The organism is Paenibacillus solani, from assembly GCF_050475945.1.
Taxonomy (GTDB): Bacteria; Bacillota; Bacilli; order Paenibacillales; family Paenibacillaceae; genus Paenibacillus_AQ; species Paenibacillus_AQ solani_A.
The window spans coordinates 498,001-522,484 of sequence record NZ_JBCMXJ010000007.1; the positions used below are offsets into that span (position 1 = coordinate 498,001).

Consider the following 24,484-nt stretch of genomic DNA (forward strand, 5'->3'; position numbering starts at 1 on the left):
CATGTATTACCTCATCCGCTTCCATTCGCTTTGAATCATGCCGTAGACTGCATGGTTGACATAGCCCTGGGGCAGCTTCTCGGCTTCCCTTATGACGCCCTCAAGGACAAAGCCCAGACGTTCGGGAATCGCCCGGCTGCGATGGTTGGCCGTGGCGCAGCGAATCTCGACCCGGTTCAGGCCCATGCGCATCAGTGCATGATCCGTAAACGCGCGGCACGCGCTTGTCATCAGCCCTTGCCCGGTGAAATTCTGATCGAGCCAGTATCCGATGCTAACCGAGCGGTTGTTCCAATCGATCTCATGAAACGAGATTGTGCCTGCCAGCTCCTCGCGCACCCAGATGCCTGCCGAGAAGCCGCCATTGTCGGCTGCTTGCTTCATGGCTCCTTTGATATAATTCATCGTATCGTTAACCTCGGTGACGCCGTCCACCCACGGAAGCCATTTGCGGAGACGGTCACGCGACCGGTCGGTAATCTCGAACATCGCCCGTGCATGTTCGATTGCAAGCGGGCGCAGTTCCACATGGTCGTCTAATGTGTATCCAAACATAACGGTTTCTCCTTTATTCTCTATCGCGAAGTATATGTACTTTTATCGGGTTCGCTTCACCTTTTGCTCCAATGCGTAGATGTCTTCTTCCAGGGAAATCATTCGCTGATTGACAACGGTTCTACAGTCGGCAAGCGCCTGATTGTATAGATGAGGCCCCAGGGTCTCCACGAAAAAATCAAGAACGCCCTCTGCAGCCAGATGTCCAAGGGTTTCGCCACGCTCGGTTTCAAAGTAATCCTGAATCAATTCAATTAGCTGATCACGCTGTTCCTTGGGGAATTTACTAGGTTTCATAAGATGCTTGCAGGCCTCCTTCCATCACTGTTTTTCTTTTCATGCTACCCTATTAAAAAGCCCCCGTCAAAATGATTTTAATCCGCATATCGAGCCTCCCGGGACGTACCTCTGCAAGTAGCTTGGAAGACCGAGAGCTGATTGCCGGCGGCATCCTCTTTAAAAGCCGGCAGCTTGCCTACGGCAGTACCGAATTCCTTGAACAATCGCGGCATTACAGGTATATTTAAGGGAAACACGTTTATACAGGAGATAGACAGAAATTACAGGACGAAAGGTTGATCAACGTGGAGAACCATCGGGGCACCCCCTCCAATTTTATAAAAAATGTTATTACCGAAGACCTGAAGTCCGGTAAAGTGAAGGAAATCGTTACCCGCTTTCCGCCGGAACCGAACGGTTACTTGCATATCGGACACGCTAAGGCCATATGGATCAATTTCACGCTGGCCGATGAATTCGGCGGACGGACACACTTGCGGTTCGATGATACGAATCCGGTGAAGGAAGACCTGGAGTATGTTAACTCGATCAAGGAGGACGTGCAGTGGCTCGGATTCGATTGGGAAGAGCTGCGGTATGCGTCCGATTATTTTGAAGAAATGTACAACCGCGCGGTGCTGCTGATTAAGAAAGGGAAGGCTTACGTGGATGACCAATCCGCTGACCAAATCCGCGAAACTCGCGGAACCTTGACCGAGCCTGGGCAGAACAGTCCATATCGGGATCGCAGTGTGGAAGAGAATCTGGACCTGTTCGAGCGGATGCGCAAGGGAGAATTCGCCAACGGTGAACGCGTGCTGCGCGCCAAGATCGATATGAGCTCGCCGAATATCAATCTGCGGGACCCGGTGATCTACCGAATCTCTCACACGCATCATCATAATACAGGCGACAAGTGGTGCATTTATCCGATGTACGCTTTTGCCCATCCGCTGGAGGACGCCATTGAAGGCATTACGCATTCTCTGTGCTCCCTGGAGTTCGAAGACCAGCGCCCATTCTATGATTGGGTCGTGGCGGAATGCGAGATGGACAGCACTCCGCATCAGTACGAATTCGGTCGTCTGAACGTAGCGCAGACAGTAACCAGCAAACGCAAATTGAAACAGCTCGTGGACGAGAATGTGGTGGACGGCTGGGACGATCCACGCATGCCGACAATCTCCGGACTTCGCCGTTTGGGATATACGCCTGAAGCTATTCGCAACTTCGTGTTTGAGACGGGGATTTCAAAAGCGTACGGCACGGTAGACCGGCAGGTGATGGAGCACTTTATCCGCGAGGATCTGAAGTTAAAGGCACCGCGCACGATGGCTGTGTTGGACCCGCTGAAGGTGGTCATTACGAACTACCCTGAAGGACAGATCGAATGGCTGGATGCCGAGAATAATACCGAGAATCCGGAGATGGGGATCCGCCAGATTCCGTTCTCGCGCGAAATTTACATTGAGCAAGAGGATTTCATGGAAGATCCTCCGAGCAAATACTTCCGTTTGTTCCCTGGTAATGAGGTGCGTTTGAAGCATGCGTATTTCATCAAATGCAACGAAGTGATCAAAGACGAGAACGGCAAGGTCATCGAAATCCACTGTACTTATGATCCGGAGACAAAGAGCGGCAGCGGCTTTACCGGACGTAAGGTGAAAGGTACGATCCACTGGGTGGAAGCCACACAGGCCGTACCTGCTGAATTCCGCCTCTTCGAACCGTTGTTTAAGGACGAAGAGGAAGAAGCTGAACTGGTGCCGGAGGTTGCTGGGGAAACGGAAGAAGCGGCGGCCGAGAAGTCCTTCCTGGACGACATTAATCCTAACTCACTGCAAATTGTGCAAGGATTTGTGGAGCCTAATATGAAGGATGCTGCACCGCAGGACAAGTTCCAGTTCTTCCGTCACGGATATTTCAACGTGGACTCGAAGTATTCGCAGCCGGGACGTCCGGTATTTAACCGTGTAGTCTCCCTGAAGAGCTCGTTCCAGCTTCCGAAGAACTAATAGAGTATTGTGAATTGGCGCTATGAATAAAAGAGGGCGTGGATCGACGTCATAGATGAAGTCTTCCATCCCCAAATAAACAAGACTCGAAGATTCCGTGTGTTCGGTATCGTTCGAGTCTTGTTTGATTTTCGGTGCTATCAGTGGGCAAGGTGAAGCACTTGCCAGACAAATATTCTAACCTGCAGCGTATTCCTCTTCCTCATCTTCAGCCGGGTCGTCCGGTTGCAGCGGTTGGTATCCATGCTTGCGGAGATTGTACCACATCCAGCCAAAGCCGATGGCACCGACCATTGCAAGCATGGTACCAGTTTGATACATGCTTTGCGCTCCGAAGGTTTGGAACATCCAGCCGCCGGCGAGTCCGCCGATAACGCCCGAAATGCCGCTCCAACTCAAGGTATAGATCGCTTGTCCGGAAGCGCGGTACGGGGTCGGCACAAACAGCATCGTCAGTTGAACGCCGACATAGAAGTAACCACCGAAGGTTACACAGTGCAGCAGCTGGATGAGAGCGACCTCCAGCGGGGTGTTGGCTTCAGCCATGAGCAGCCAGCGGAGAGCAAAAAGTAGGCTGACAATCGTAAGGCAGCCGACAAGCACATTGATTTTCCGCTTAAGAAAGCGGTCAAACAGAATAAAGATCACCACTTCAAATATAGATGAGAAGAAGATCGCGAGCCCGACCATCTGTTTGGAACCGCCAAGCTCCAGAATGTATAGGGACATAAAGGTGTTATTGGCAGTGTTCGGAATGGATACCATGATGCCGAGTAGTATGAACCAGACAAAATAGGTGTTCAGGAACAGTCTGCTGAGCCCTTTAAGGTTGACTGATGCCGATGCCGTCGTTTTCTGAATGGAAGGCAGTGTAAACATGAACAGAGCGGCTACCAGAAGCATGACCGAGAATACGATGGAGATGCGTCCGGATCCCAGCCGGTCGATGACAGGCCCTGCAGCAATAGCGGTCAGCGCCCATCCGAGCGAGCCCCACAGCCGGAACGAACCGAATTTATGCTGTGTTCCATCAATGTAAGTCAGAATCAGCGAATTCGTCTGAGAGAACATGGGAGTCTGGAAAAAATAAAATAAGATCATGGTCATGTATATCACCGCATAGGTATTTGCCTGAAATACGACCTGAACAAACAGCAGTGTACCGATCATCATGATCAGCAGCACGCGCTTGATGTTGGCCGTCCGGTCACCCCAGAATCCCCAGAACGGATTGGCAAAAATGGACACGAACGGCGCGATCGCCATCAGACTGCCGATTTCGATTTTGCTCATGCCGATGTCCTGCAAATACAACTGGAAGAAACCGGTGAAGATGACCATGGTTCCATATATGAAGAAGTTGAACAGCTTGAGCGATGTCAGCGAAGATTGGGCATTGTCCATATTTCGCAATTAGGTCATTCCTTTCAAACCGAATACAATCCAAAACCACGGCACATATAAAGCCGCTTTCTTATCAATGTATCACGCATTGAAAAGGGATACAAACCATCTTTTTAATCATTTTCCATTATCCTGTTCAATAACCCAGAAAACTGGAGGGGGTTCTAGTGTGACTCTTCCTAACTCATCATCTGATTGCGGGATTGGAATTCCATCTCTTTTCCCGGCATACAATAAAGCATCGATCGTTTACCGAGATACGAAATCAATGATAGATTCCGCCGAAAGAGTCTTGGAACGGTTCGATCATGGAAAGTGAGGAAATTTCCTTGTTTTGCAGCATGGTCGCATTGCAGCCATTGCCCACAGGAGATTCCTAATATTGTAAAGGGATGTATGTTCGGACAAGCGTTGTTAGCAGTCCTTCTATTTGTGAGAAGAGTCACAGTAACCGTTTTCGAAAACAGGTATATTGAAGCTGTAAACAAAAACTTTCTCCCCTTGAAAGTGAGTAGTGACATTCTGGGTTTCCGAAAGTTTCCTTTATTTTTCGAAATTTTCGGAAATCATTTCAAACTGCTTTCATTAGGCGATCAACTAGGATATACTGACAAGGATATTGCATCCAACAAGAAGGTTACCAAGTAGGAGGTTCGATATGACGATATCAACTGTTCAAACTTTGGAGGTGCCTGACGGCTGTCACAGGTGGCTTGAAAACCGGGGGACGGTTTACGAGCTGCTAATTGATTTTTTGGGTAATTGGCCCAGTTTGTCTATGATTGCGGAATGGAGCCGTGGAAGTGGAATAAGCAAAACGGCGGAATGTTCGAAGGCAGGGAAAGACCTGATGACATATTTATGCGGGCGCTCCCCTGGGGAATTGGTTCGAATCTGTGAATATGAAGGGCCAGAATACCACCGGCTGCTGCAGCAGTCCAGAGAGCGTCAGGCGGTTCAGTCTCATTACAAGAAGGATAGATGCGCACAAGATGTGACGGATTGTTATGCATCTGCGGGTGTGGCTTTTAATAAATTGTATGGCGAAGCGGACGATCATATCGCAATTCAATTGGAGTTTATGACGCTGCTTCATGATCGAATGTTGAACAATATGTATGATGAATATAGCATGCTGCAATTAATAGAGACGCAAGCGGATTTTCTGGAGCAGCATCTGTTGCCTTGGGTGCCGTCCCTCTGCAAGGATATGAAAAGCTCCACGGAAAGCCCGCTCTATCAGGCGTTATTCAGCCTGTTGGAGGAGTTCCTGGCTCAGGATCTGCGGATGCTGAAGACATGGCAGCATTCCAGGGAAGCGGTGCTGGTATAGGTATACCGATACAAGATCAGAAACACGATAACAAACAAGAAGCCCCGGTCCTCCTGTTAAAGGAGGCCGGGGCTTTTCATGTTCGAATTAATCTTCGATTTTTTTCTTGCTGAACTTCATCAGGAATTCATACACGATAGGTACAACCACAAGTGTGAGCAGCGTCGAACTGATCAGACCGCCCATGACTGTGATACCAAGGCCGCGTGAGATAATACCAGCGCTGTTCTCCCAGCCAAATACGAGAGGCAGGAGGGCGCCAATGGTTGCCAGGGCCGTCATCAGAATAGGACGCAAGCGGGTTGCTCCGGCTTCAAGCAACGCTTCGCGAGTACTCATTCCAGCACGCTCCATGTGGATTACGCGATCGATCAACACAATCGCATTGGTTACGACGATACCAATGAGCATGAGAACGCCCATCAGTGCGGACACGTTCAGTGTCTCGCCAGTCACAAGCAAGCCGATAATGGCGCCAATGACGATGAATGGGAGTGAGAACAAGATAGCGAATGGCGCGAGACCGCCGCCAAACGTAACCACGAGAACGAAGTAGACGATCGCAATGGCTGCAAGCATGGCCAATCCAAGCTGTCCGAAAGTTTCATTGATCTGTTCGGTGACGCCGCCGAATTTGACAGAGATGCCCTCCGGCAGGTCAAGCTTATTCACTTCAGACTCGAGGCTTGTGGAGGCAGAGCCTACATCGCTCGACAGGATGTCTGCTGTAACACTCACTACCATTTTACCGTCAATGCGTGTAATGGAATCAGGCGTCGTTCCTTTTTCCACTTTGGCTACATCCTTGATCGGTACTTCGATGCCGAGTGGAGAAGTTACAGTTTCATTCTCAATTTCCTTGATGCTCTTATAAGTTTTGCTGTCGGCTTCAATGTAAACATTGTAGGTTTTGTTTTCAATTTCGACTTCGGTCAATACCGGACGTTCCCTTACAGGGCTCAGCTTCATCGCCAATTGTCCGGCTGTCAGACCCAGCGAGCTCAGCTTCTCTTGATCGGCTACGAGTGTATACTGCTCAAACGCTTCGGACAAGCTGGTTTCCGCATTGGCGAAGGTAGCCTCATCTTTGTTTGCGAGCTCTGCAATTTGATCAGCGACCGGCTTGATCTGCTCGAGAGAATCACCAAATACGTTGACCGTCAGCTTGCTGCCCCCGAAGCCGCCGGCCGCCATGTCCATATTGGACCATGTGCCATCTGGTACTTCCTTGGCAAGAGCTTCGACAAGTGCTGTCTTGACATCCTCGAAATTTTTCGTGTCCGGATCATACATGATATAGAACAATCCTGAATTAGCTGATCCCATACCAAGCGGATTGCTTCCGCCGATGGAATATTGCATCGATGTTACGCCTGGTTGATCCAGGATCAATTTCTCAGCTTTGAGTGCGCGTTCCTCTACGTCCTCGAGGATGACGCCAGGTTCAGGAGAATAGGTGACCATGGCGTACTTGTCTTCTTGTTCAGGAATGAAGCTGACTCCAAGGTATTTCGTCAGGAACAAGCTTCCAGCCAATAGTAAGATGGCTGCCAGGAAAGTAATGGCTTTGTGGTTCAGCGTCCATCTCAGAATGGAACGATATCCGCGGGCCATTGCACCAGGTTTCTCGTGATGATCTTGCTTGTTCTTCAAGCCCTTGCGGAACAGGCTGTGCGCCATAGCAGGTACAATCGTGATCGCTACGACCAGGGACGCAAGCAGCGCGAAGACCATGGTCAAAGCAAATGGCATGAATAGTTCTCCAACCATACCGCTGACCAGGGTAAGCGGCAGGAATACCGCGATGGTTACGATGGTGGAAGATGCAATCGGTACAAACATCTCACGTGTAGCTGCACTAATGAGCTCTCTGCCGGTTAATTTCTCAGTCGAGAGCGATAAGCGCCGGTAAATATTCTCGATAACAACGATCGAGTCATCGACTACCCGGCCGATGGCCACCGTCATGGCACCGAGCGACATCATATTAAGGGTGATGTCCATTTGTCTCAGACATAGAACCGCAATCAACAAGGACAATGGAATTGATATGATCGATATAATCGTCGAACGGATGTTGCGCAGGAAGATCATAATGATAAGAACGGCGAACAATGCGCCGAATAATGCCTTGGAGAGCATCGTATGAACCGAATCCTCAATCGGCTTGCCTTGGTCGAGCATGATTGTCAGATCCATGCCAGGATACAGGCCTCTCAATTCCTCAGCCTTGTCTTTTACCTGATTAACAACATCAACCGTATTAGCATCATTTGCCTTTACGATTTGGATACCGATGGATTCCTTCCCGTTGGTCCGGGAAATGGACTCGGAGGTTCCAATGACTTCGATCTTGGCAATCTCACTGAGTTTGATGGTTGGAATGCCTGTTGGAACGGCAGGATTGCTACCTGCACCGCCTGCACCAGTTTCGGTTCCCGCAGCGCCTTGTTGACCTGCTCCGGCTGCGTCACCTGGAGGCAGCTGTTGCTGTTGACCTGCTCCGGCATTTGGAGCGCCCGCTCCGGCAGAAGCTCCGCCGCCCGGTATAACCGGAATCGCGATGTTCTTCAAATCATCGATGCCGATGATGCCGCCATCAATGGCAACGGCTTTTTGGGATTTCTCCATTTCAAACATGCCGAGTGGAACATACAGTGAGGAGCCTTGCACGATTCCCTTGACGGTATCCTCCGTCAAGCCCAGCTCGTTCATTTTGTCATGATTGAACTTCAACTGCACTTCGTTTACGAATTGCCCTGCTACCTGGACGGAAGCAACCCCATCCAGATCTTCCAGTTCAGGGACAATGTCATTCTCGGTAATGCGCGTCAATTCATCCAATGCCATCTTGTCTTTATTTGCAATACTTAAGGAGACAACGGGCATGGAGCTCAAGCTGAATTTGGATATGGTAGGCTTCTGCGCGTCATCAGGCAGCTTGACCTCGTTAAGCGCTTCACGAACAGCAGCCGTAGCATTGTCCAGATTACTACCATAATCAAATTCAACCATCACATTGGCTGCATTCTCCATGGAAGTAGAGGTTATGGTTTTGATACCGTCAATATTGCGCAATCTCGTTTCCAGCGGTTTCGTAATATCCTCCACTACACCTTCAGGAGCTGCACCCGGATAGATGGCGGTAATACTTAAGAATGGAACGTTAATATCCGGCATGGTTTCTTGCTTCATCGTCAATCCGCTGTACAATCCGCCAAAGCTGACGATGATCGTCAACAGCCAGATGGCGAACTTGTTACGCAGCGAAAAATTGATAATTCCTTTCATTAGACGATTCTCTCTCCTCTCCAAACTCTATGTCTCTGACTTGGATACACTTCCTTGCTTCATGCTGCCGGGAGTAAGATAGCTTTCAAGCATCGTATGTATCATGCCTTGGAGCTCCGTATACAATGACTCAAGGTTTTCGATTCCCTCCAGGTTAGCAAGCATTCCCTTTAGAACGGCCCGGCTGGGTTGGAGGGCAAGCAGCTCTTTCTCCATCAGGCTGAGCGATTCCAGAGCATCTTCCATAACATCGGGCTCCAGCTGAATATGCTTCAGTTCATTTTTCATGGCCGTAATGACGATGAGCGGATGACGCTGTTTGCGAATTTCGGTCTGGAATAATTGGCCTAAATGCCCTACCGCCTCCATCGGAATCAGCGGCTCGGGCCGTCTGTTCAGAATGCTGGCTACGACGTCGTCAAGCAGCTGGATCTGGTGGTCCGCGATGATGCCTACATTCAGATGGAATCCCGGCATGAACAGGAAACGGATATACGAGCCCAGCATACTGGCCATAAACATGCCGATCTCCATCGTATAGGGCTCCACGTCCGGTCCATAAATGGTTTTGAGCTTATGGTTAAACCACTGCAGTGCAGCAAGCCTTTCCTGCTGCATGTTTTCTTTGTCAAAAGGCGGTTTGCCTGGAGGCATCCGATCGTGGAACTGCTTCAAGAGAAACTCCCGAATCTCCAGAAAGTGGACTAGGAATACTTCCACCTGCTTGCGAAGCTGCTCCCTAGGTACGAGTAGCGGGTCATGATCGACACGAAGGATTTCATCCTTGATGCGGTTTGCAATATGTTCGTAGATGCTCTTTTCCAGTTCCTCTTTCGACTTGAAATAAAGATAGAGGCTGCCTTTCGACATCCCGCATACTTCGGCAATTTCCTGCATGGAGGTAGCCGACGAGCCTTTCGCGGAAAACAGCTGCATCGCAGTGATGAGAATTTGCTGTCTTTTTTCTGCCGTTTTATCAGCCAATCAAAGTTCACCTCGCTTGAGAACTTCCCAGTTCTGAGATTGACCCACTGGTCGAGAATTATTATATATGAAAAAGAACGACCGTTTCAACTTTACTACGGTCGTCCCTTAACATAGGTTCTGAAAACTTGTGAAAACCTCACAAATTCATTTTTAACTGATTAACTTCAGGCCGACGGCCGAACACAGAATCATCGCGATAAACAGCACCCTGCGCCATTCCTTCGGCTCTCCGAAGAGGAACATCCCGGTGAGTGCACCGCCTGTCGTCCCGATTCCCGTCCAGATGGCGTAAGCAGTCCCCATAGGCAGTTCGGTCATGGCGTAGGATAGAAGGGAGAAGCTGGCGCCAAAAGATAAGGCCAAAATCAGTACATACCGCCATCCCTTGCGCTCCGACACACCTTTAATGCCGATGACGCCGCCAATTTCGAATAATCCGGCTAGTACAAGAGCAACCCATGCCATTACTTGCTCACCTCCGTTTTCACCTGATCGCCGGTAACCAGCTTCAAACCGATCACGCCGGCGAGCAGCACGCAGATCAGAAGCACCTTGACCAGTTTGAACGGTTCTCCGAAGAACAACATTTCGGATGCCACTGTTCCGGCGGTGCCGATTCCCGTAAAGACGGCATATACCGTTCCGACCGGCAGCCGCTTGGCTGCTTCGATAATAAGATAGAAGCTGGCCGCGATGGCGGCCACGGTTCCTATCCATTCCCACACATTAGAGGAATGCTTCAAACCCATCACCCATATGATCTCGACTAATCCGGCAAGCAGTACAAAAATCCAGTTGCGATTCATTATGTTATGTCACTCCCTTTGTATGAGAAGAACATCCATCCCATGCGGTTTAGTAGTCCCCGGCTTCCTGAACTCGCGTGGCAATCATGTTCCATTCACAGATGATTAACTTCTGCTGTTATATTTTTGCTTTGTCACCCCTAACCAATACACAGGCCAAGAAGCCACGAGTCGTCTTGAGGCTCGCTCTTCTCCGCCGTACACAGCCTCCAGATGAATTCCATCCAGCAAGGTCATATAGGCAATTGCAGCATTGCGCGGAGAGCGGATGATGCGTCCATGCACTGGGCATCCAGCAGCCAGCAGCTTAGACAAGTTCTGTTCCTGATTATCGAGCAGTGGGTATACCATCCCCATCACTTCCTCATACAGCGTGCTTGGAGGAAAAAAAGCCATCCGCAAGAAAAACTGCACTTCATCATCCACTCGATAGGCTTGAAGCCGGCTTTCCAGAAAGCCGTGCAGCTGCTGCTCCAGCGGCCAATCCGCATGGTCCAGAAAATACGCCACCATCGCTTCTTCTTGGCGCTCGAAGACATCTTGAAGTACTTGCAGAAATAAATCCTGCTTGCTTGTGAAATGGGCATAAATCGAAGGCTTCTTAATCCCACAATCATCAGCAATATGTTTCAGCGAGGCCCCTTCGTAACCGTTCTTAGCGAAGTGGGCAAGGGCCGATTGTTTAATCTTGGCTGCAGTCATAATCACACTCCTAACTAACGGTCGTTAGTTAAATTTTTAACAAATTACATTCACGTTGTCAATATTTTTTTCTGGGGAAAGCGACTTGTTTGACCGGGAAGTCTGGCTAGGGAGAACAGTCTTTAGTTCCCGAAGGAGATCATGTAGAATATGGAGTGACCGACATCGTACATACATAGAGACAGAAACGATGAAGAACAAGGGGTAATTGAGATGAGGAAAGGAATACAGGCTGTACTGATCACCGCGCTGTTATTCGCGTTTTATTATTTTGGCATGGATTATTTCGGAAAGACGACCGGGACGATCATCGGGATCTTCTCCACGCTTACTGTGGTATCCATCGGATTCATGATATTTATGGAGAACCGCCATCCCACAAGCACGATGGCCTGGATTCTCCTCTTGGCGCTGGTCCCGATTGTGGGGCTTGTATTCTATTTTTTATTCGGGCAGAACTATTTCAAACGGCGGAAATATGACAAAAAGGCACGAAAAGACGTCCTGGTCTATACTAGCGAGGTGCTTCGGAAGAGCAGGCCGGACGTATCCTGCTTCAAACCGGCCGTACAGCAGCTCCTTCAACTGTCGACCCGTCTGGCACGCACACCGATCTCATTTTCGAGCGATACCAGGGTGCTAACAAATGGGGAGGATACGTTTACGGCCTTGATTGCAGAGCTGGAGCAGGCAGAGCATCATATTCATATGGAATATTACATATACCGACCGGATGCAATCGGAACGCAGATCCAAGACATTTTGATAAGAAAAGCAAGAGAAGGAGTGGCTGTGCGGTTTATGGTTGACGCTGTCGGCAGCCTGCAGCTGCCGCCTTCTTTCCTGCAGGAGATGCGGGAGGCGGGCGTACAGGTCGCCGTATTCGGCAGTCCCAAGACCATTTTCTTCACGAGCCGTGTGAACTACCGCAATCATCGCAAAATCGTCGTTATTGACGGCAGTGTTGGATTTGTAGGCGGATTGAATGTAGGAGATGAATATTTAAGCCGCAGCAAGGCATTCGGTTTCTGGCGCGACACCCATTTGCTCGTCCGCGGAGAGGCGGTACGAACGCTCCAGGTGGTGTTTTTGCAGGATTGGCAGTACATGACGGGAGAGCAGCCAAGTGAGCCGATTTATTATTCACCCGATTTGCTGGAGAATCGTTCGGGAGCCGTGCAGATTATTGCAAGCGGACCGGACAATGAGCGAAGAGCCCTCAAAAATATTTTCTTCTCCATGATCGTGTCAGCGCGCAAGTCCGTATGGCTGGCAACACCATACTTTATACCGGATGAGGATATCCTCACTGCGCTTCGGGTTGCGGCCCTCTCAGGGCTTGATGTGCGAATTCTGTTTCCTTCTAAACCGGACAAGTGGCTTCCATTCCTAGCGTCTCATTCCTATTTTCCGGCTCTGCTGGATGTAGGAGTGCGGGTTTATGAATATGAAAAAGGGTTCATGCATTCCAAGCTGCTGATCATCGACGGTGAGGTTGCAACGATCGGCACGGCCAATATGGACATGCGCAGTTTTCACCTGAATTTTGAAGTTAACGCACTGCTTGTGCAAACCGAAAGCGTAAGCAAGCTGGTAGCCGATTTTGAGCATGACATCGAATCCGCCCTGCTGTATGATCGCAATCACACCCGCAAAAAAAGAATCATGACCCGGCTGCTGGAATCCGCAGCCCGCTTGATGTCGCCGCTGCTGTAAATGCAGGGGCGGCAATTCGGGAATCATTCTATTCCCTGCCGCCCTTTTCACAAGATTTTAGAAAGTAGTGAACCCGAGCCATTTTTGCAGCTTAAACACGATATCCTTGATCCATGTGGTTTCTTCCTGGTAAGCATCGGTGTCTAGGCTGTAGACGGCTCCTTCGTTATACCATATCCGATTGAAATATCGGTTCATATCCTGGATCAGCGGGTGATCCTTCGGAGCGGCTGCCCATATATTATTCTCCAGATTTAGATCATCTAAATTACGCTGGGTGAAATTGGTAGAACCGCCGGTGATTATGGACTTGCCTGTAGGCTTGGCAATATACATAAGCTTGGTATGATACTGCTCTTTACCGGTGTTGTACCAGCGAATGGAGATTTTGCCTTTGGATTTCTTGATGAGCTCGGCAGCGGCTGGGCGATTGGGGATGCCGATCTTGTCCCGGCCAAAAGCGTTCTGGTTCGGGTCCAGGATGAGGCGTACCTCGACTCCCCGCTCTGAGGCTTTCAGAAGCTGGTCCATGACTTTGCTATCTGCTAAATAGAACATTCCCATCCAGAGTGTGTCCCCGGATTGTGCCTGTTCTATAGCCTCCAGAACATATTTATAGACTTTCCCTTCGGTCAAATAACGAACATCGACATCGTTAGCTTTGCCAGAAGGTTGAACGGACGGCATGGACTCGGGATCGTATTCCGGCAGTTTGATTGAACTTGTGAGATGAACGGCGGCTTGTTCGGCGGCAAGCATATCCTTGATAATCTCTCCGCTTGTTTCGAACGCAATGTTCGAATGATATGCGCTGGCGTCATGGACGTTGGCTGAGGCAACAAGCGCAGTCTTTTCGCTGATGACAACCTTACGGTGGTTGGCCTTTACATTGAGCAGCTTCAAATAAGAGCGGACGGTAATATCGGGTGCTTCGTTTGCCATCAAATTCGGAAGTGTTCCGGTGCCCGACTGGCCGAACCATTGAAAGAAAGTACGCCATACCGCGGAATAAGCAGGCGTAGAGTCGCGCAGACGGTTGACATCAGTGATGATCACCTGAATGCCGGCAGCTTTCATGGCCTCGAACTCCGGAACCGAATAGGACCAATACCCGGTATTGACCTCATCCGAAATGAAGAAGATGTCCATGTCGGGGTATTTTTTCTTATGGGCCACAAGACGCTGAGTTAGCTCCTCGCTGATTTTAGGGAAGCTTTGGCCTTTATGGGTGAAGCTATTGAACAGAAACATATCAATCACCAGGAATTTCCGTGACTCATCGACAATCTGGCCAATACGCTGACCAATTTCTTGATCATGTACCGGCTGGCCATCCGGTCCTGGGTAGGTCAAGTCGACCCACATCTTAACATCGCTTTGGTACAAGGGGCTTTCATAGGAAATGCCCTTAGGAAGTGGCTTATGGGTATGATAGATCATCACGCCAATCAGCCATAATATAAGAAGAATCAGGCAGATGAACACTATTTTTCTTATGCGAGAACTTTTGGAATGCGTTTTTAATTTCCCTGGCAGGAGTGATGTGTCTCCCTCTTGCGTATATAGATTCTCTGTATGGCGCTTATGAAATAAAGGGGGGAAACCCACGATCGTCCATCCTCCTGTCGCTTCAGTCATATAACGTTAATTAACATGATTGGCTTGTCCTGACGCACACCAGTTTCTGTTATTTAGCAAGCATAGGAGACCGGGTGGATCGTAAGCTCCCGGGGTAGAATGAGAAACAAGCGGTATGTTTCCTATCAGATCACATGGTCAGACTCAGGGTCATGAGTTGTTTATAGAGGATGTTGAAATAGAGAAGGAGGAATTGCGAAATGAATTCGGAGCCTAGAGAGAACACAGGTAATTCTGTGGAAGACGTATCAACCAGCGGGCCGGACAAGCACGGGGACAGATTGCTGCCGGAGGTGCCTACAGGCGAGCGAAAAATAGAGCATGTGCGTTTATGTCTGAACGAGGAAGTAGGCTCGGTAGGGGTAACCGCTGGCTTTGAGCATTATCGCTTTCGCCACGCTGCTCTGCCTGAGATTGATTTTGATGATATTGCACTGGACACCACTTTTCTTGGTATCAACGTGCGAACGCCATTGTTGATCAGTTCCATGACAGGCGGCAGCAAGACAACCGGGGAGATCAATATGCGTCTGGCTGAAGCAGCGGAACGTCGCGGCTGGGCGTTTGGAGTTGGCTCGGTCCGGGCTGCGGTCGAGAAGGAAGAGCTTGCCTCCACGTTCCGTGTTCGTGAGCGTGCACCCAGCATTCCGGTTATTGCTAATCTGGGAGCCGTGCAGTTGAATTATGGCTTTGGCCTTGAGGATTGCCTACGTGCTGTCGATATTGCCGGGGCGGACATGCTGGTGCTTCATCTGAACGGACTGCAAGAGGTGTTTCAGCCGGAAGGGAATACCCGGTTTGGTCATTTGCTAGGAAGAATTGAGGATTTGTGCCGAACGCTGGATATACCGGTTGGCATTAAAGAGGTTGGCTGGGGAATCGATGGCGAGACAGCGCAGACTCTCTTAGGAGTTGGTGTGGCGTTCATCGATGTAGCAGGTGCGGGTGGTACCTCGTGGAGCCAGGTTGAGAAATTCCGCAATCCTGATCCGGTTCGCCGTGCTGCGGCCGAAGCCTTCGCCGATTGGGGCAACTCGACTGCGCAATGTATCGTGGAAGTACGGGAAGCAGCGCCGACTTGCGCACTTATTGGCAGCGGGGGACTGCAGAGTGGGGTTGATGCGGCGAAGGCGATTGCACTAGGAGCTGACTTGACCGGTTTCGGCCGTGGGCTTCTGGGATCAGCCGTCGATTCTGTCGAAGCGCTTGACCGGCGTCTGGCCCAGGTAGAGCTGGAACTGCGGACAGCGATGTTCGGAATCGGAGCACGGGACATCAGTGCGCTGAAATCAACTAGACGCTTAATCCGGGTATAAATAGCCGCTGTGGCACCCAGGATCAGGATGGTGCGTTGACCGTATATTCGTATTGAAGTCTATGAGGTATCTGCTATAATTAATAAGATTGTTTAGCTGAAGATGGATGGCTTGGGTGATAGGCTCCAAGCTTTGTATACTTACAGAGGTAGTTCAAAAAGCCCGCTTTTGATAAGAAAACCAATCGAGGCCAATCAAAGATGAGCGACCGCGATTCAAAGGTAGGTTTTCTTGCGATATAGAATTCCATCAGCTCTGCTGATAACGAATAAATTCTATATCTAACACGAAGCGAATCAGGAAGCAACTCGGCATCGAATCTTGAATTCAGCCGGGCCTAAGCAGTTGCTTCCGAAGCATGTTTCCTACGGAAACATTTCAGGTGCTCACGTACCCAAAACGTACGCTCTGCTCCTCAGTCCCTAGCTTCATCCAACCTTCTCGGTGCTGAAAATCGCTCTTTTTGAACACGCACTTAAAGATAAAGAGTAACCTAAATAAGGAGTTGTCACATAAATGGCTTTAAAAGCAGGAATCGTCGGTTTGCCTAACGTCGGCAAATCTACATTATTTAATGCGATCACACAAGCGGGCGCAGAATCGGCGAACTACCCGTTCTGTACGATCGATCCTAACGTTGGTGTCGTGGAAGTGCCGGATGAGCGCCTCGATAAGCTGACCGAACTGGTTCAGCCGAACAAGACAGTACCGACCGCTTTTGAATTTGTTGACATTGCGGGGTTGGTTCGCGGTGCCAGTAAAGGTGAGGGACTTGGCAACAAATTCCTTGCCCATATCCGTGAAGTGGACGCTATCGTTCACGTTGTTCGTTGTTTTGAAGATGAGAATATTACGCATGTTGATGGTAAAGTAAATCCCGTTAGCGATATTCAGACGATTAATCTTGAGCTGATCCTGGCGGATCTTGACAGCGTGGAGAAGCGGATTGATCGCGCGAAGAAGAATATGAAGGGCGGCAACAAGCAGTATGCGCAGGAAGTTGAACTGCTGGAGCGGCTGAAGGAAGCCTTATATAACGATCAGCCTGCACGCAGCGTGGAACTGAGCGACGATGAGAAGCTGATTGTCCGTGATCTGCATCTGCTCACATTAAAGCCAGTCCTTTACGCCGCTAACCTGAGCGAGGACGGCGTTTCGGAAGCGGACAGCAATCCTTATGTACAGCAGGTTCGTGATTTCGCGGCAGCGGAGAATGCACTTGTGGTTCCGATCAGCGCTAAGGTGGAGGCTGAGATCGCCGAGCTGGAGGGCGAAGATAAAGCGATGTTCCTCGAGGAGCTGGGACTGGAAGAGTCCGGGCTGAACCGACTGATTAAAGCAGCTTACAGCTTGCTGGGATTGTATACGTACTTTACAGCTGGCGTACAGGAAGTGCGTGCTTGGACGATCCGCAAAGGAACGAAAGCACCGCAAGCAGCAGGCGTCATCCATACCGACTTTGAACGCGGCTTTATCCGTGCGGAAGTTGTGGCATACGATGATCTGGTTGCGGCCGGATCAATGAACGGTGCGAAGGAACGCGGACAGCTGCGTTTGGAAGGTAAAGAGTACGTTGTCAAAGACGGCGATGTCATGCATTTCCGTTTCAACGTATAAGAACAGACGGATCAAAAAACCATGGCCTCATGTCACTTTGTGCGTGGGACCGTGGTTTTTTTGAAGAGAGGATTCACCCGAAAGGATGCTGTACCGCACCATCCGCCCGGGACCGACAGTATTCTTGCATTCCTTTGAACCACATATTGGGCGCACGATGTACAGGATGGATGTAGGCAGATAAAAGAAATTGGCAGGGAGGAAGAAATTCCTCAGCCCTATCAACTGCCTGCTAGTCAAATTTATTGATTCATGGTAAAATAAAATGTCGTTTGCATGCGGTTATTGGAATAGTCCAATCACATGCAATGAAGACATATTCTCAGGAATATATCTTAGAGAGGTGAATTCCTATGTTGGACCGATTACAATCCCTAGCAGACCGTTATGAGAAGTTAAGTGAGTTGTTGTGTGATCCTGATGTTGCTAATGACTCCAAGAAGCTGAGGGATTATTCCAAAGAACAATCCGATTTGCAGCCTGCTTATGAGGCTTATGTTGAATATAAAAATGTACTGGAAGAGCTCGAAGCTGCCAAAACCATGCAGGGCGAGAAGATGGATGACGAAATGCGCGAAATGGTGAAAATGGAGATCGAGGAGCTCACCCAACGTGAGCAAGAGCTTGCAGAGAAGATCCGCATTTTACTGCTGCCGAAGGATCCGAACGATGACAAGAACGTGATCATCGAAATTCGTGGTGCAGCAGGTGGCGACGAAGCCGCTCTGTTCGCTTCCGATCTGTACCGGATGTACACTCGTTATGCGGATACTCAAGGCTGGAAGGTTGAGCTGATGGATGCCAACACCAACGATCTAGGCGGCTTCAAGGAAGTCATCTTCATGATTAATGGCCGCGGGGCTTACAGCAAAATGAAGTTCGAGAGCGGCGCACACCGTGTGCAGCGGATTCCTACAACGGAATCCGGGGGCCGTATCCATACATCAACCTCGACTGTGGCGGTTATGCCAGAGGCAGAAGAAGTGGATATCGAGATTCATGACAAGGACATCCGTGTCGATACCTTCTGTTCCAGCGGTGCAGGGGGCCAGTCCGTTAACACCACCAAATCGGCGGTACGCGTAACGCATATCCCGACAGGAATCGTGGCAACTTGCCAGGACGGCAAATCGCAGAACTCCAACAAGGAGAAGGCACTACAAGTGTTGCGTGCCCGCATCTATGATATGATGCGCCAAGAGGAAGAAGCGAAATATGCCGGAGAGCGGAAGAGCAAAGTGGGTACCGGAGACCGCAGTGAGCGGATTCGGACGTACAACTTCCCGCAAAGCCGTGTAACCGATCACCGGATCGGACTGACTGTTCACAAGCTTGATCAGGTGATGAACGGAGAGATTGAAGAGATCGTTTCGGCGCTGACCCTTGCGGAGCAGGCTGAAATGATGGAAAAAGGAGTATAACGCTTTGAAGCGGACGACATTTGAATTGACGCCGCAGCGCAGCATAAGGGAAGCCTTCGTAGAGGCTTCTTCTTTTTTAGACGGCATGCGGGTGATGGAGCCGCAGCGCAATGCCCAGCTGCTGCTGGAGCATGTGCTGGGGCTGTCGGGAACCTCCTATTATATGGCACTGGCGGAGCCGTTTCCAGCGGACCGCCGTCACGCTCTGGAAGATGCGATTAATCGAAAAGCGCAAGGTGTTCCTGCGCAGTATATTATCGGTGAGCAGGAATTTTACGGCCGGCCATTTGAAGTTACGTCAGCGGTTCTCATTCCGCGTCCGGAAACGGAGCTGCTCGTGGAAGCGGTGCTGAAGTATGGGCAGGAGCTCACCCTGCAACCGGATGTAAGGCTGAAGGCCATCGACATTGGAACGGGGAGCGGAGCGATTGCCATCACGTTGGCACTGCAGGCAGCGGCGTGGGACATGTATGCAAGTGATATCTCGCCGGCGGCACTTGAGGTTGCTGCGCGTAATGCGAAGCAGCTGCAGGCCGCTGTTGAGTTCCGGCAGGGGAATCTGCTGGAGCCGTTTGCCGGTATGGCGCCGGACATCCTGGTATCCAATCCGCCGTACATCCCGGCCCAGGATATCGAGGAACTGCAGCCGGAAGTCCGTGACTATGAGCCGCGGACAGCGCTCGATGGCGGATCAGACGGTTTAGATCCATACCGGATTATGATGGAGCAGCTGCCCTTGCTCTCCGCACCTCCACGTCTGATCGCATTCGAGCTGGGCATGGGCCAGGCCGGAAATGTGGCACAATTGCTACGCCAGGCAGGGCACTGGAATGACATCATTATCGTGCCGGATTTGGTCGGAATTGACCGGCATGTGCTGGGAATAGCACGGTGATTTTTATTTTTGTAATCGATGTACTCTCTGATGCTGGTAAAATAGCCAAGCGTTCATGCTTTTCGCTTTGCGCGCAGCTCCCACATGGTGCCTCACTCCATGTCAACGGGAGTTAGCCACATCATTGTGCTGGCGTTGGATTTCTTTTAGAATAGAAGTTGGCTGCCAAGTGTGTTTGTTTAGGAACGCACCATGGGTGCTGGTAGTCGTGTTATTTCACTCTGGATCTGTTCGTCTTATACTTCTGAGTTAGGCAGAAGCGAGAAGCCAGTCGTTTGCTTCAAGCGTGTGTATTTGCAGCTTGTGATGCAAACGGGGTTAATCACTCCGGCGCAGGGGGACTTAAAGACATGCTTCAGAAACTGAAGAAAATGGACATGGTTATCGTTGTGGTTCTATTGCTGCTGATGATCATTAGCATCGTTTCGATCTACAGCTCAACAGTGAATACGGAACTGGAAGGTTACCATCGGAAGATGCTTCTCTTTTATATCGTGGGTTTCATAGCCTTTTTCGGCATCTCGCTGCTGGATTACAGGCTGTTCATTAAATATGCTTGGTATATCTATGGGGGCGGGATCGCTCTCCTGGTGCTTGTCATATTTATCGGTGCAGATCTTAACGGAGCGCAAGGATGGATTATGATAGGGAGCCTGAGTATACAGCCGGCGGAATTGTTCAAGCTCGTTCTGGTCATTATTCTATCCTTTGTACTGTTCCGTAAACATAAGCCGGTGCTTTCTTTCTGGCGTGATGTCATCCCTATCGGGCTGTTGACACTGGTTCCGTTCGCATTGGTGATGGTCCAGAATGACCTCGGTAATGCACTTAGCTATATTGTCATTCTGGTCGGTTTACTCTGGATAGGGAATGTGAAGCTTCTGCATGCACTAATCGGACTGGTTCTTGCAGCGGGCGCTGCATTTGGCGGAATTCAGGCCTATGTCCACTATCATGACGAGTTGCTGGAAGCCAAAATATTAAAGCCGCACTGGGTTGGGCGGATTGATCCATGGCTGTTTCCCGAGAAGGCGACCACGGATGCCAGCTGGCATACGAAGAATGCCAAACTGGCTATCGCCTCCGGCGGAATGAGCGGCGAGGGCTTTATGCAGGGATCAACGGTCCAATCGGGAAGAGTGCCGTATACGTATTCCGATTCCATCTTCGCCTTGATCGCTGAGGAATTTGGATTTATCGGCTCATCGGTTCTGCTGCTTGCTTATTTTATTTTGATCCACCGCATGATTCTCATCGCGCTGGAGTGCCGGGACCGTGCCGGGCCTTTTCTAATTGTTGGCATTGTGGCTATGTTCATGTACCAAATCTTCGAGAATATCGGCATGTTTATCGGCTTGATGCCGCTGACAGGTATTACGCTTCCCTTCATCAGTTATGGGGGTACTTCGCTTGTGATCAGCATGGCAAGTCTGGGCGTTGCAATGAGCGTGAAGTTGCATGGACAGGAGATCGAAGAAGATATGCCTCGTCCATCCATGTACCGTCCTGCTTCCTTACAACAGCTGAATTAACATGGGTTTAACAACTCTGCGCATACTTCTGAGTGATGATAGATGGGAAATCAGAGAGATGCTATCTCAATACAGCATCTCTTTTATTATGGGTTAAATATCCATGTGATGCTAAATTGTATTAAAGGACAAAATCTTTTAAAATACAACATTAGAGACTTACGCGGCATGAATGTACAGCAGCTGCAATGATCTGCTGCTTTCAAAGATAATGGTGCGGATGCAATCGGTGTCTAACCATGACCATCAGGTAAACTTTCTATTTGCACAATTCGTTATATGCCTGTATCAGGCAAACCGGGAGTTAACTGCTCCTGGCACAGGGGGATCATAAGCATGCTTCAGAAATTCAAGAAGATGGATTACGTTATCGTTTTCGTATTGGTTTTGATGATGGGTATCAGCATTACGTCGATATACAGCACGACCGTCGATACCAAATTTGAAGGCTCTCACACCCGTATGATTGCTTTTTATCTGGTTGGCTTTATTGCTTTTTTCGGAATAAGTCTGCTGGATTACCGACTGTTAATTAAGTACGCCAAATATATTTACTTGGGTGGATTAGCCGTCTTGGTCCTTGTCATATTTATCGGTGAGGATATTAACGGAGCTCAAGGCTGGATATATATTGGAAGTCTAAGTATTCAGCCGGCAGAATTGTTTAAGCTGATTCTGATTATTTTCTTGTCTTATGTATTGGTACGCAAGAATAAACCGCTCCTCTCCTTCTGGAGGGATGTGGTTCCAATCGGACTCCTGGCGTTTGTTCCTTTCGCGCTTGTCATGATCCAGAACGACTTGGGGAATGCCTTGAGTTATGTGGTTATTTTGCTTGGACTGCTCTGGATTGGAAATGTGAAGTTCTCCCATGCCTTGATTGGGCTTGCGCTCGTGGCAGGGCTGGCTTTTGGAGGCGCACAGGCCTATATCCATTATCATGATGAACTGCTCGAATCCAAAATCCTAAAGCCACACTGGGTGGAACGGCTTGATCCATGGCTGTATCCGGAAAAGGCAACAGCTAAAGCAAGCTATCATACCACGAATGCAAAGCTTGCCATCGCCTCTGGCGGCATGAGCGGCGAGGGATATATGAAGGGATCATCGATCCAATCAGGCAGAGTGCCGTATGCATATTCCGATTCCATCTTCGTGCAGATCGCTGAGGAGTTTGGTTTTATCGGTTCTTCAATCCTGCTTCTGCTGTATTTCATTCTAATCCACCGGCTGATTCTGATTTCTCTTGAATCCCGGGAACGCGCGGGTCCTTTTCTCATCGTAGGAGTCGTGGCTATGTTCTTGTATCAGATATTCGAGAACATCGGCATGTTTATCGGCTTGATGCCGCTGACCGGGATCACGCTCCCCTTCATCAGTTATGGGGGGACTTCCCTTGTGATCAGTATGGCGAGTCTCGGAGTTGCCATGAGTGTGAAATTGCATGGACAGGAAGTGGAGGAAGATATGCCGGACCCTCATGCCTACCGTCCGGCAGCGACCAAAGAGGCGTAAATTATTTTTTTGTGCATCTGGTTTTAGTTTTTTATATATGAAAGTAAATATGAATTGAACAGAATAATGGTCTTTCCCGTAAAGATGCTGTCTTATGAGACAGCATCTTTTTTATAGAATGATTATGGTCGACAGCCATCCAAGCATGCCCCGAGCCATGTATCGTGCGCACAAGAAAGTGCGCACGATACTCTTCGTACTGAGCAAGTTCGTGCTATTTTGGTTTTCGATGGACGATGGGGGATTGTGCTGTACAAAAATATTTTAAGAGGAAAATAACGATGTACCTCAATAGTCAGTCCTCTATCACGCTATGAAACGTCCGCTGTCTGCTTGACTGTCTTTCCGAGAATATAAATTGATAGAATTGTTTTTCTGATCCAATTGCTAGATTCCACGTTTATATCTTTTTCGAAGGGACATACTGATAGCATCATAGAGTTTCTTTCATAGAGAGGCGGTTGTCCGAGATGGCTAATTATAGTGAAACCCTCCGTATTATTGTGAAAAAAATGGTGTTGCTCTTATCCTGTATGTTTATGGTGATTATGGCTTGGGAAGGGCAGCAGATCGACGCATCTGTTGTAGGTGGCCCAATCCCTCAAGAGTCTATACGTCTGCGAATTCTGGCAAATTCCGATAGTCCGTCCGATCAGCTCGTCAAACGTGAGATTCGCGATGCGGTGGTTGAACAAATGGAGCTCTGGGTCCTGCAGCTGGACAATCCGCAAAGCTTGGAAGAGGCCAAGGCGTTAACCAGGCAGCATCTGCCGGAAATTCGCCAATTGGTAGGTGAAGAGTTGAGTAGAAGAGGGATCACATACTCTTATCATGTAGAGCTTGATGTTGTGCCTTTTCCGACCAAACTGTATGGAGGCACGGTATATCCTGCCGGTGATTATGATGCGCTGCGAATTACGTTAGGGGAAGGCCAAGGCCAAAACTGGTGGTGCGTGCTGTTCCCGCCGCTTTGCTTCATCGATGGGGGCAGTGGAGACGCCGCGGCTCAGCCTGCTGACGCCGGAGTCCAAACCGTTTCTGCTCAGGGTAGCGACACTGCAGAGAATGAGATGCCGCAGAATGCAGGAGATGGTGAACCCCAGGTTCGATTCTTCTTGTGGGATATGCTTCTAAAAATCTGGGATTGGGTTATGAGCTTGTTCTAAATCGGTTGTGTACGGATGTTGGATCATATTAGTGGAAAGAGCTTGACCAAGCCCGCTTGCGAAGTGTGGCGGAGCTCGGCTGCTTCCTTGCAGGTTAAGAGGAGCCGCATTTTCAATCGTGGAACAGTGTGATACACTTTCATATAGAAGAGTGCTTTCTCTTTGGCGCGACCGGTCCTCCTAAAGGGACTGGCACGGGACTGAAGAATCAAAGCGCTTTTTATTTTGGAGCAAGAACAGCGTAGAATGGATGGAGCTGCGTTTATATACTTATATACAGAAAGCTTGGGATAGAT

General features: G+C 49.5%; 19 protein-coding genes. 10 read left to right on the forward strand and 9 right to left on the reverse strand.

From position 1 onward, the window contains the following. Positions 1 to 6 precede the first annotated feature (6 nt). Together ABEQ74_RS10395 and ABEQ74_RS10400 are read right to left on the reverse strand one after the other, a co-directional pair. Positions 7 to 555 carry a GNAT family N-acetyltransferase gene (locus tag ABEQ74_RS10395; protein ID WP_053491120.1) on the reverse strand — a complete coding sequence of 183 codons (549 nt, stop codon included), beginning with the start codon at positions 553 to 555 and terminating at the stop codon, positions 7 to 9. Between the two features lie 42 nt (positions 556 to 597). After that, positions 598 to 852, reverse strand: coding sequence for a DUF2164 domain-containing protein (locus ABEQ74_RS10400; protein WP_430122102.1), 255 nt, complete (start codon positions 850 to 852; stop codon positions 598 to 600). A gap of 278 nt (positions 853 to 1,130) precedes the next feature. On the opposite strand from ABEQ74_RS10400, the gene ABEQ74_RS10405 reads away from it, so the two are divergent. Then, positions 1,131 to 2,849 (forward strand): glutamine--tRNA ligase/YqeY domain fusion protein, encoded by a 1,719-nt coding sequence (locus ABEQ74_RS10405; RefSeq protein ID WP_430122103.1) that lies wholly within the window; start codon positions 1,131 to 1,133, stop codon positions 2,847 to 2,849. Between the two features lie 177 nt (positions 2,850 to 3,026). Here ABEQ74_RS10405 and ABEQ74_RS10410 read toward each other — a convergent pair whose 3' ends face one another. Beyond that, the gene (locus ABEQ74_RS10410; protein WP_430122104.1) at positions 3,027 to 4,262 is read right to left on the reverse strand and encodes an MFS transporter; all 1,236 of its coding nucleotides are present in this window, start codon (positions 4,260 to 4,262) and stop codon (positions 3,027 to 3,029) included. A gap of 649 nt (positions 4,263 to 4,911) precedes the next feature. On the opposite strand from ABEQ74_RS10410, the gene ABEQ74_RS10415 reads away from it, so the two are divergent. Continuing rightward, positions 4,912 to 5,586 carry a TorD/DmsD family molecular chaperone gene (locus ABEQ74_RS10415; protein WP_430122105.1) on the forward strand — a complete coding sequence of 225 codons (675 nt, stop codon included), beginning with the start codon at positions 4,912 to 4,914 and terminating at the stop codon, positions 5,584 to 5,586. A gap of 87 nt (positions 5,587 to 5,673) precedes the next feature. Here the strand turns inward: ABEQ74_RS10415 and ABEQ74_RS10420 are convergent, their stop codons facing one another. From ABEQ74_RS10420 to ABEQ74_RS10440, 5 genes are all read right to left on the reverse strand, one after another. After that, the gene (locus ABEQ74_RS10420; RefSeq protein ID WP_430122107.1) at positions 5,674 to 8,877 is read right to left on the reverse strand and encodes an efflux RND transporter permease subunit; all 3,204 of its coding nucleotides are present in this window, start codon (positions 8,875 to 8,877) and stop codon (positions 5,674 to 5,676) included. Positions 8,878 to 8,904: 27 nt separating this feature from the next. Continuing rightward, complete coding sequence (locus tag ABEQ74_RS10425; RefSeq protein ID WP_430122108.1) at positions 8,905 to 9,861, reverse strand: TetR/AcrR family transcriptional regulator; 957 nt, start codon at positions 9,859 to 9,861, stop codon at positions 8,905 to 8,907. 153 nt (positions 9,862 to 10,014) lie between these two features. Further along, entirely contained in the window at positions 10,015 to 10,329 is a 315-nt protein-coding gene (locus tag ABEQ74_RS10430) for a DMT family transporter (protein ID WP_430122109.1), read from the reverse strand. Continuing rightward, positions 10,329 to 10,670: a DMT family transporter gene (locus ABEQ74_RS10435; protein WP_430122110.1), complete on the reverse strand. Its 342-nt coding sequence runs from the start codon at positions 10,668 to 10,670 to the stop codon at positions 10,329 to 10,331. Before ABEQ74_RS10435 ends, ABEQ74_RS10430 begins: the two co-directional genes overlap by 1 nt. A gap of 105 nt (positions 10,671 to 10,775) precedes the next feature. Then, entirely contained in the window at positions 10,776 to 11,372 is a 597-nt protein-coding gene (locus ABEQ74_RS10440; RefSeq protein WP_430122112.1) for a TetR/AcrR family transcriptional regulator, read from the reverse strand. Positions 11,373 to 11,585: 213 nt separating this feature from the next. Here ABEQ74_RS10440 and cls point away from each other — a divergent pair, with 213 nt between their 5' ends. After that, entirely contained in the window at positions 11,586 to 13,088 is a 1,503-nt protein-coding gene (gene cls / locus ABEQ74_RS10445; protein WP_430122113.1) for a cardiolipin synthase, read from the forward strand. A 57-nt stretch (positions 13,089 to 13,145) separates the two neighbouring features. Here the strand turns inward: cls and ABEQ74_RS10450 are convergent, their stop codons facing one another. Continuing rightward, a complete protein-coding gene (locus ABEQ74_RS10450) occupies positions 13,146 to 14,624 on the reverse strand; it encodes a phospholipase D family protein (RefSeq protein WP_430122155.1) in 1,479 nt (492 codons plus the stop codon). A gap of 302 nt (positions 14,625 to 14,926) precedes the next feature. On the opposite strand from ABEQ74_RS10450, the gene fni reads away from it, so the two are divergent. The 7 genes from fni (at position 14,927) to spoIIR (ending at position 24,188) form a co-directional block, all read left to right on the forward strand. Then, entirely contained in the window at positions 14,927 to 16,042 is a 1,116-nt protein-coding gene (gene fni / locus ABEQ74_RS10455) for a type 2 isopentenyl-diphosphate Delta-isomerase (RefSeq protein WP_430122115.1), read from the forward strand. Positions 16,043 to 16,558: 516 nt separating this feature from the next. Next, entirely contained in the window at positions 16,559 to 17,659 is a 1,101-nt protein-coding gene (ychF, locus tag ABEQ74_RS10460) for a redox-regulated ATPase YchF (protein WP_053491132.1), read from the forward strand. A 353-nt stretch (positions 17,660 to 18,012) separates the two neighbouring features. Beyond that, a complete protein-coding gene (prfA, locus tag ABEQ74_RS10465) occupies positions 18,013 to 19,080 on the forward strand; it encodes a peptide chain release factor 1 (protein WP_430122116.1) in 1,068 nt (355 codons plus the stop codon). Positions 19,081 to 19,084: 4 nt separating this feature from the next. Beyond that, a complete protein-coding gene (gene prmC, locus ABEQ74_RS10470) occupies positions 19,085 to 19,975 on the forward strand; it encodes a peptide chain release factor N(5)-glutamine methyltransferase (protein ID WP_430122117.1) in 891 nt (296 codons plus the stop codon). 350 nt (positions 19,976 to 20,325) lie between these two features. Then, positions 20,326 to 21,507 (forward strand): FtsW/RodA/SpoVE family cell cycle protein, encoded by a 1,182-nt coding sequence (locus ABEQ74_RS10475; protein WP_430122118.1) that lies wholly within the window; start codon positions 20,326 to 20,328, stop codon positions 21,505 to 21,507. Positions 21,508 to 21,843: 336 nt separating this feature from the next. Further along, on the forward strand, positions 21,844 to 23,022 hold the full coding sequence (locus ABEQ74_RS10480) for an FtsW/RodA/SpoVE family cell cycle protein (protein ID WP_430122119.1): 1,179 nt from the start codon (positions 21,844 to 21,846) through the stop codon (positions 23,020 to 23,022). Positions 23,023 to 23,492: 470 nt separating this feature from the next. Then, positions 23,493 to 24,188 (forward strand): stage II sporulation protein R, encoded by a 696-nt coding sequence (gene spoIIR / locus ABEQ74_RS10485; RefSeq protein WP_430122120.1) that lies wholly within the window; start codon positions 23,493 to 23,495, stop codon positions 24,186 to 24,188. The last annotated feature ends 296 nt before the right edge of the window (positions 24,189 to 24,484 follow it).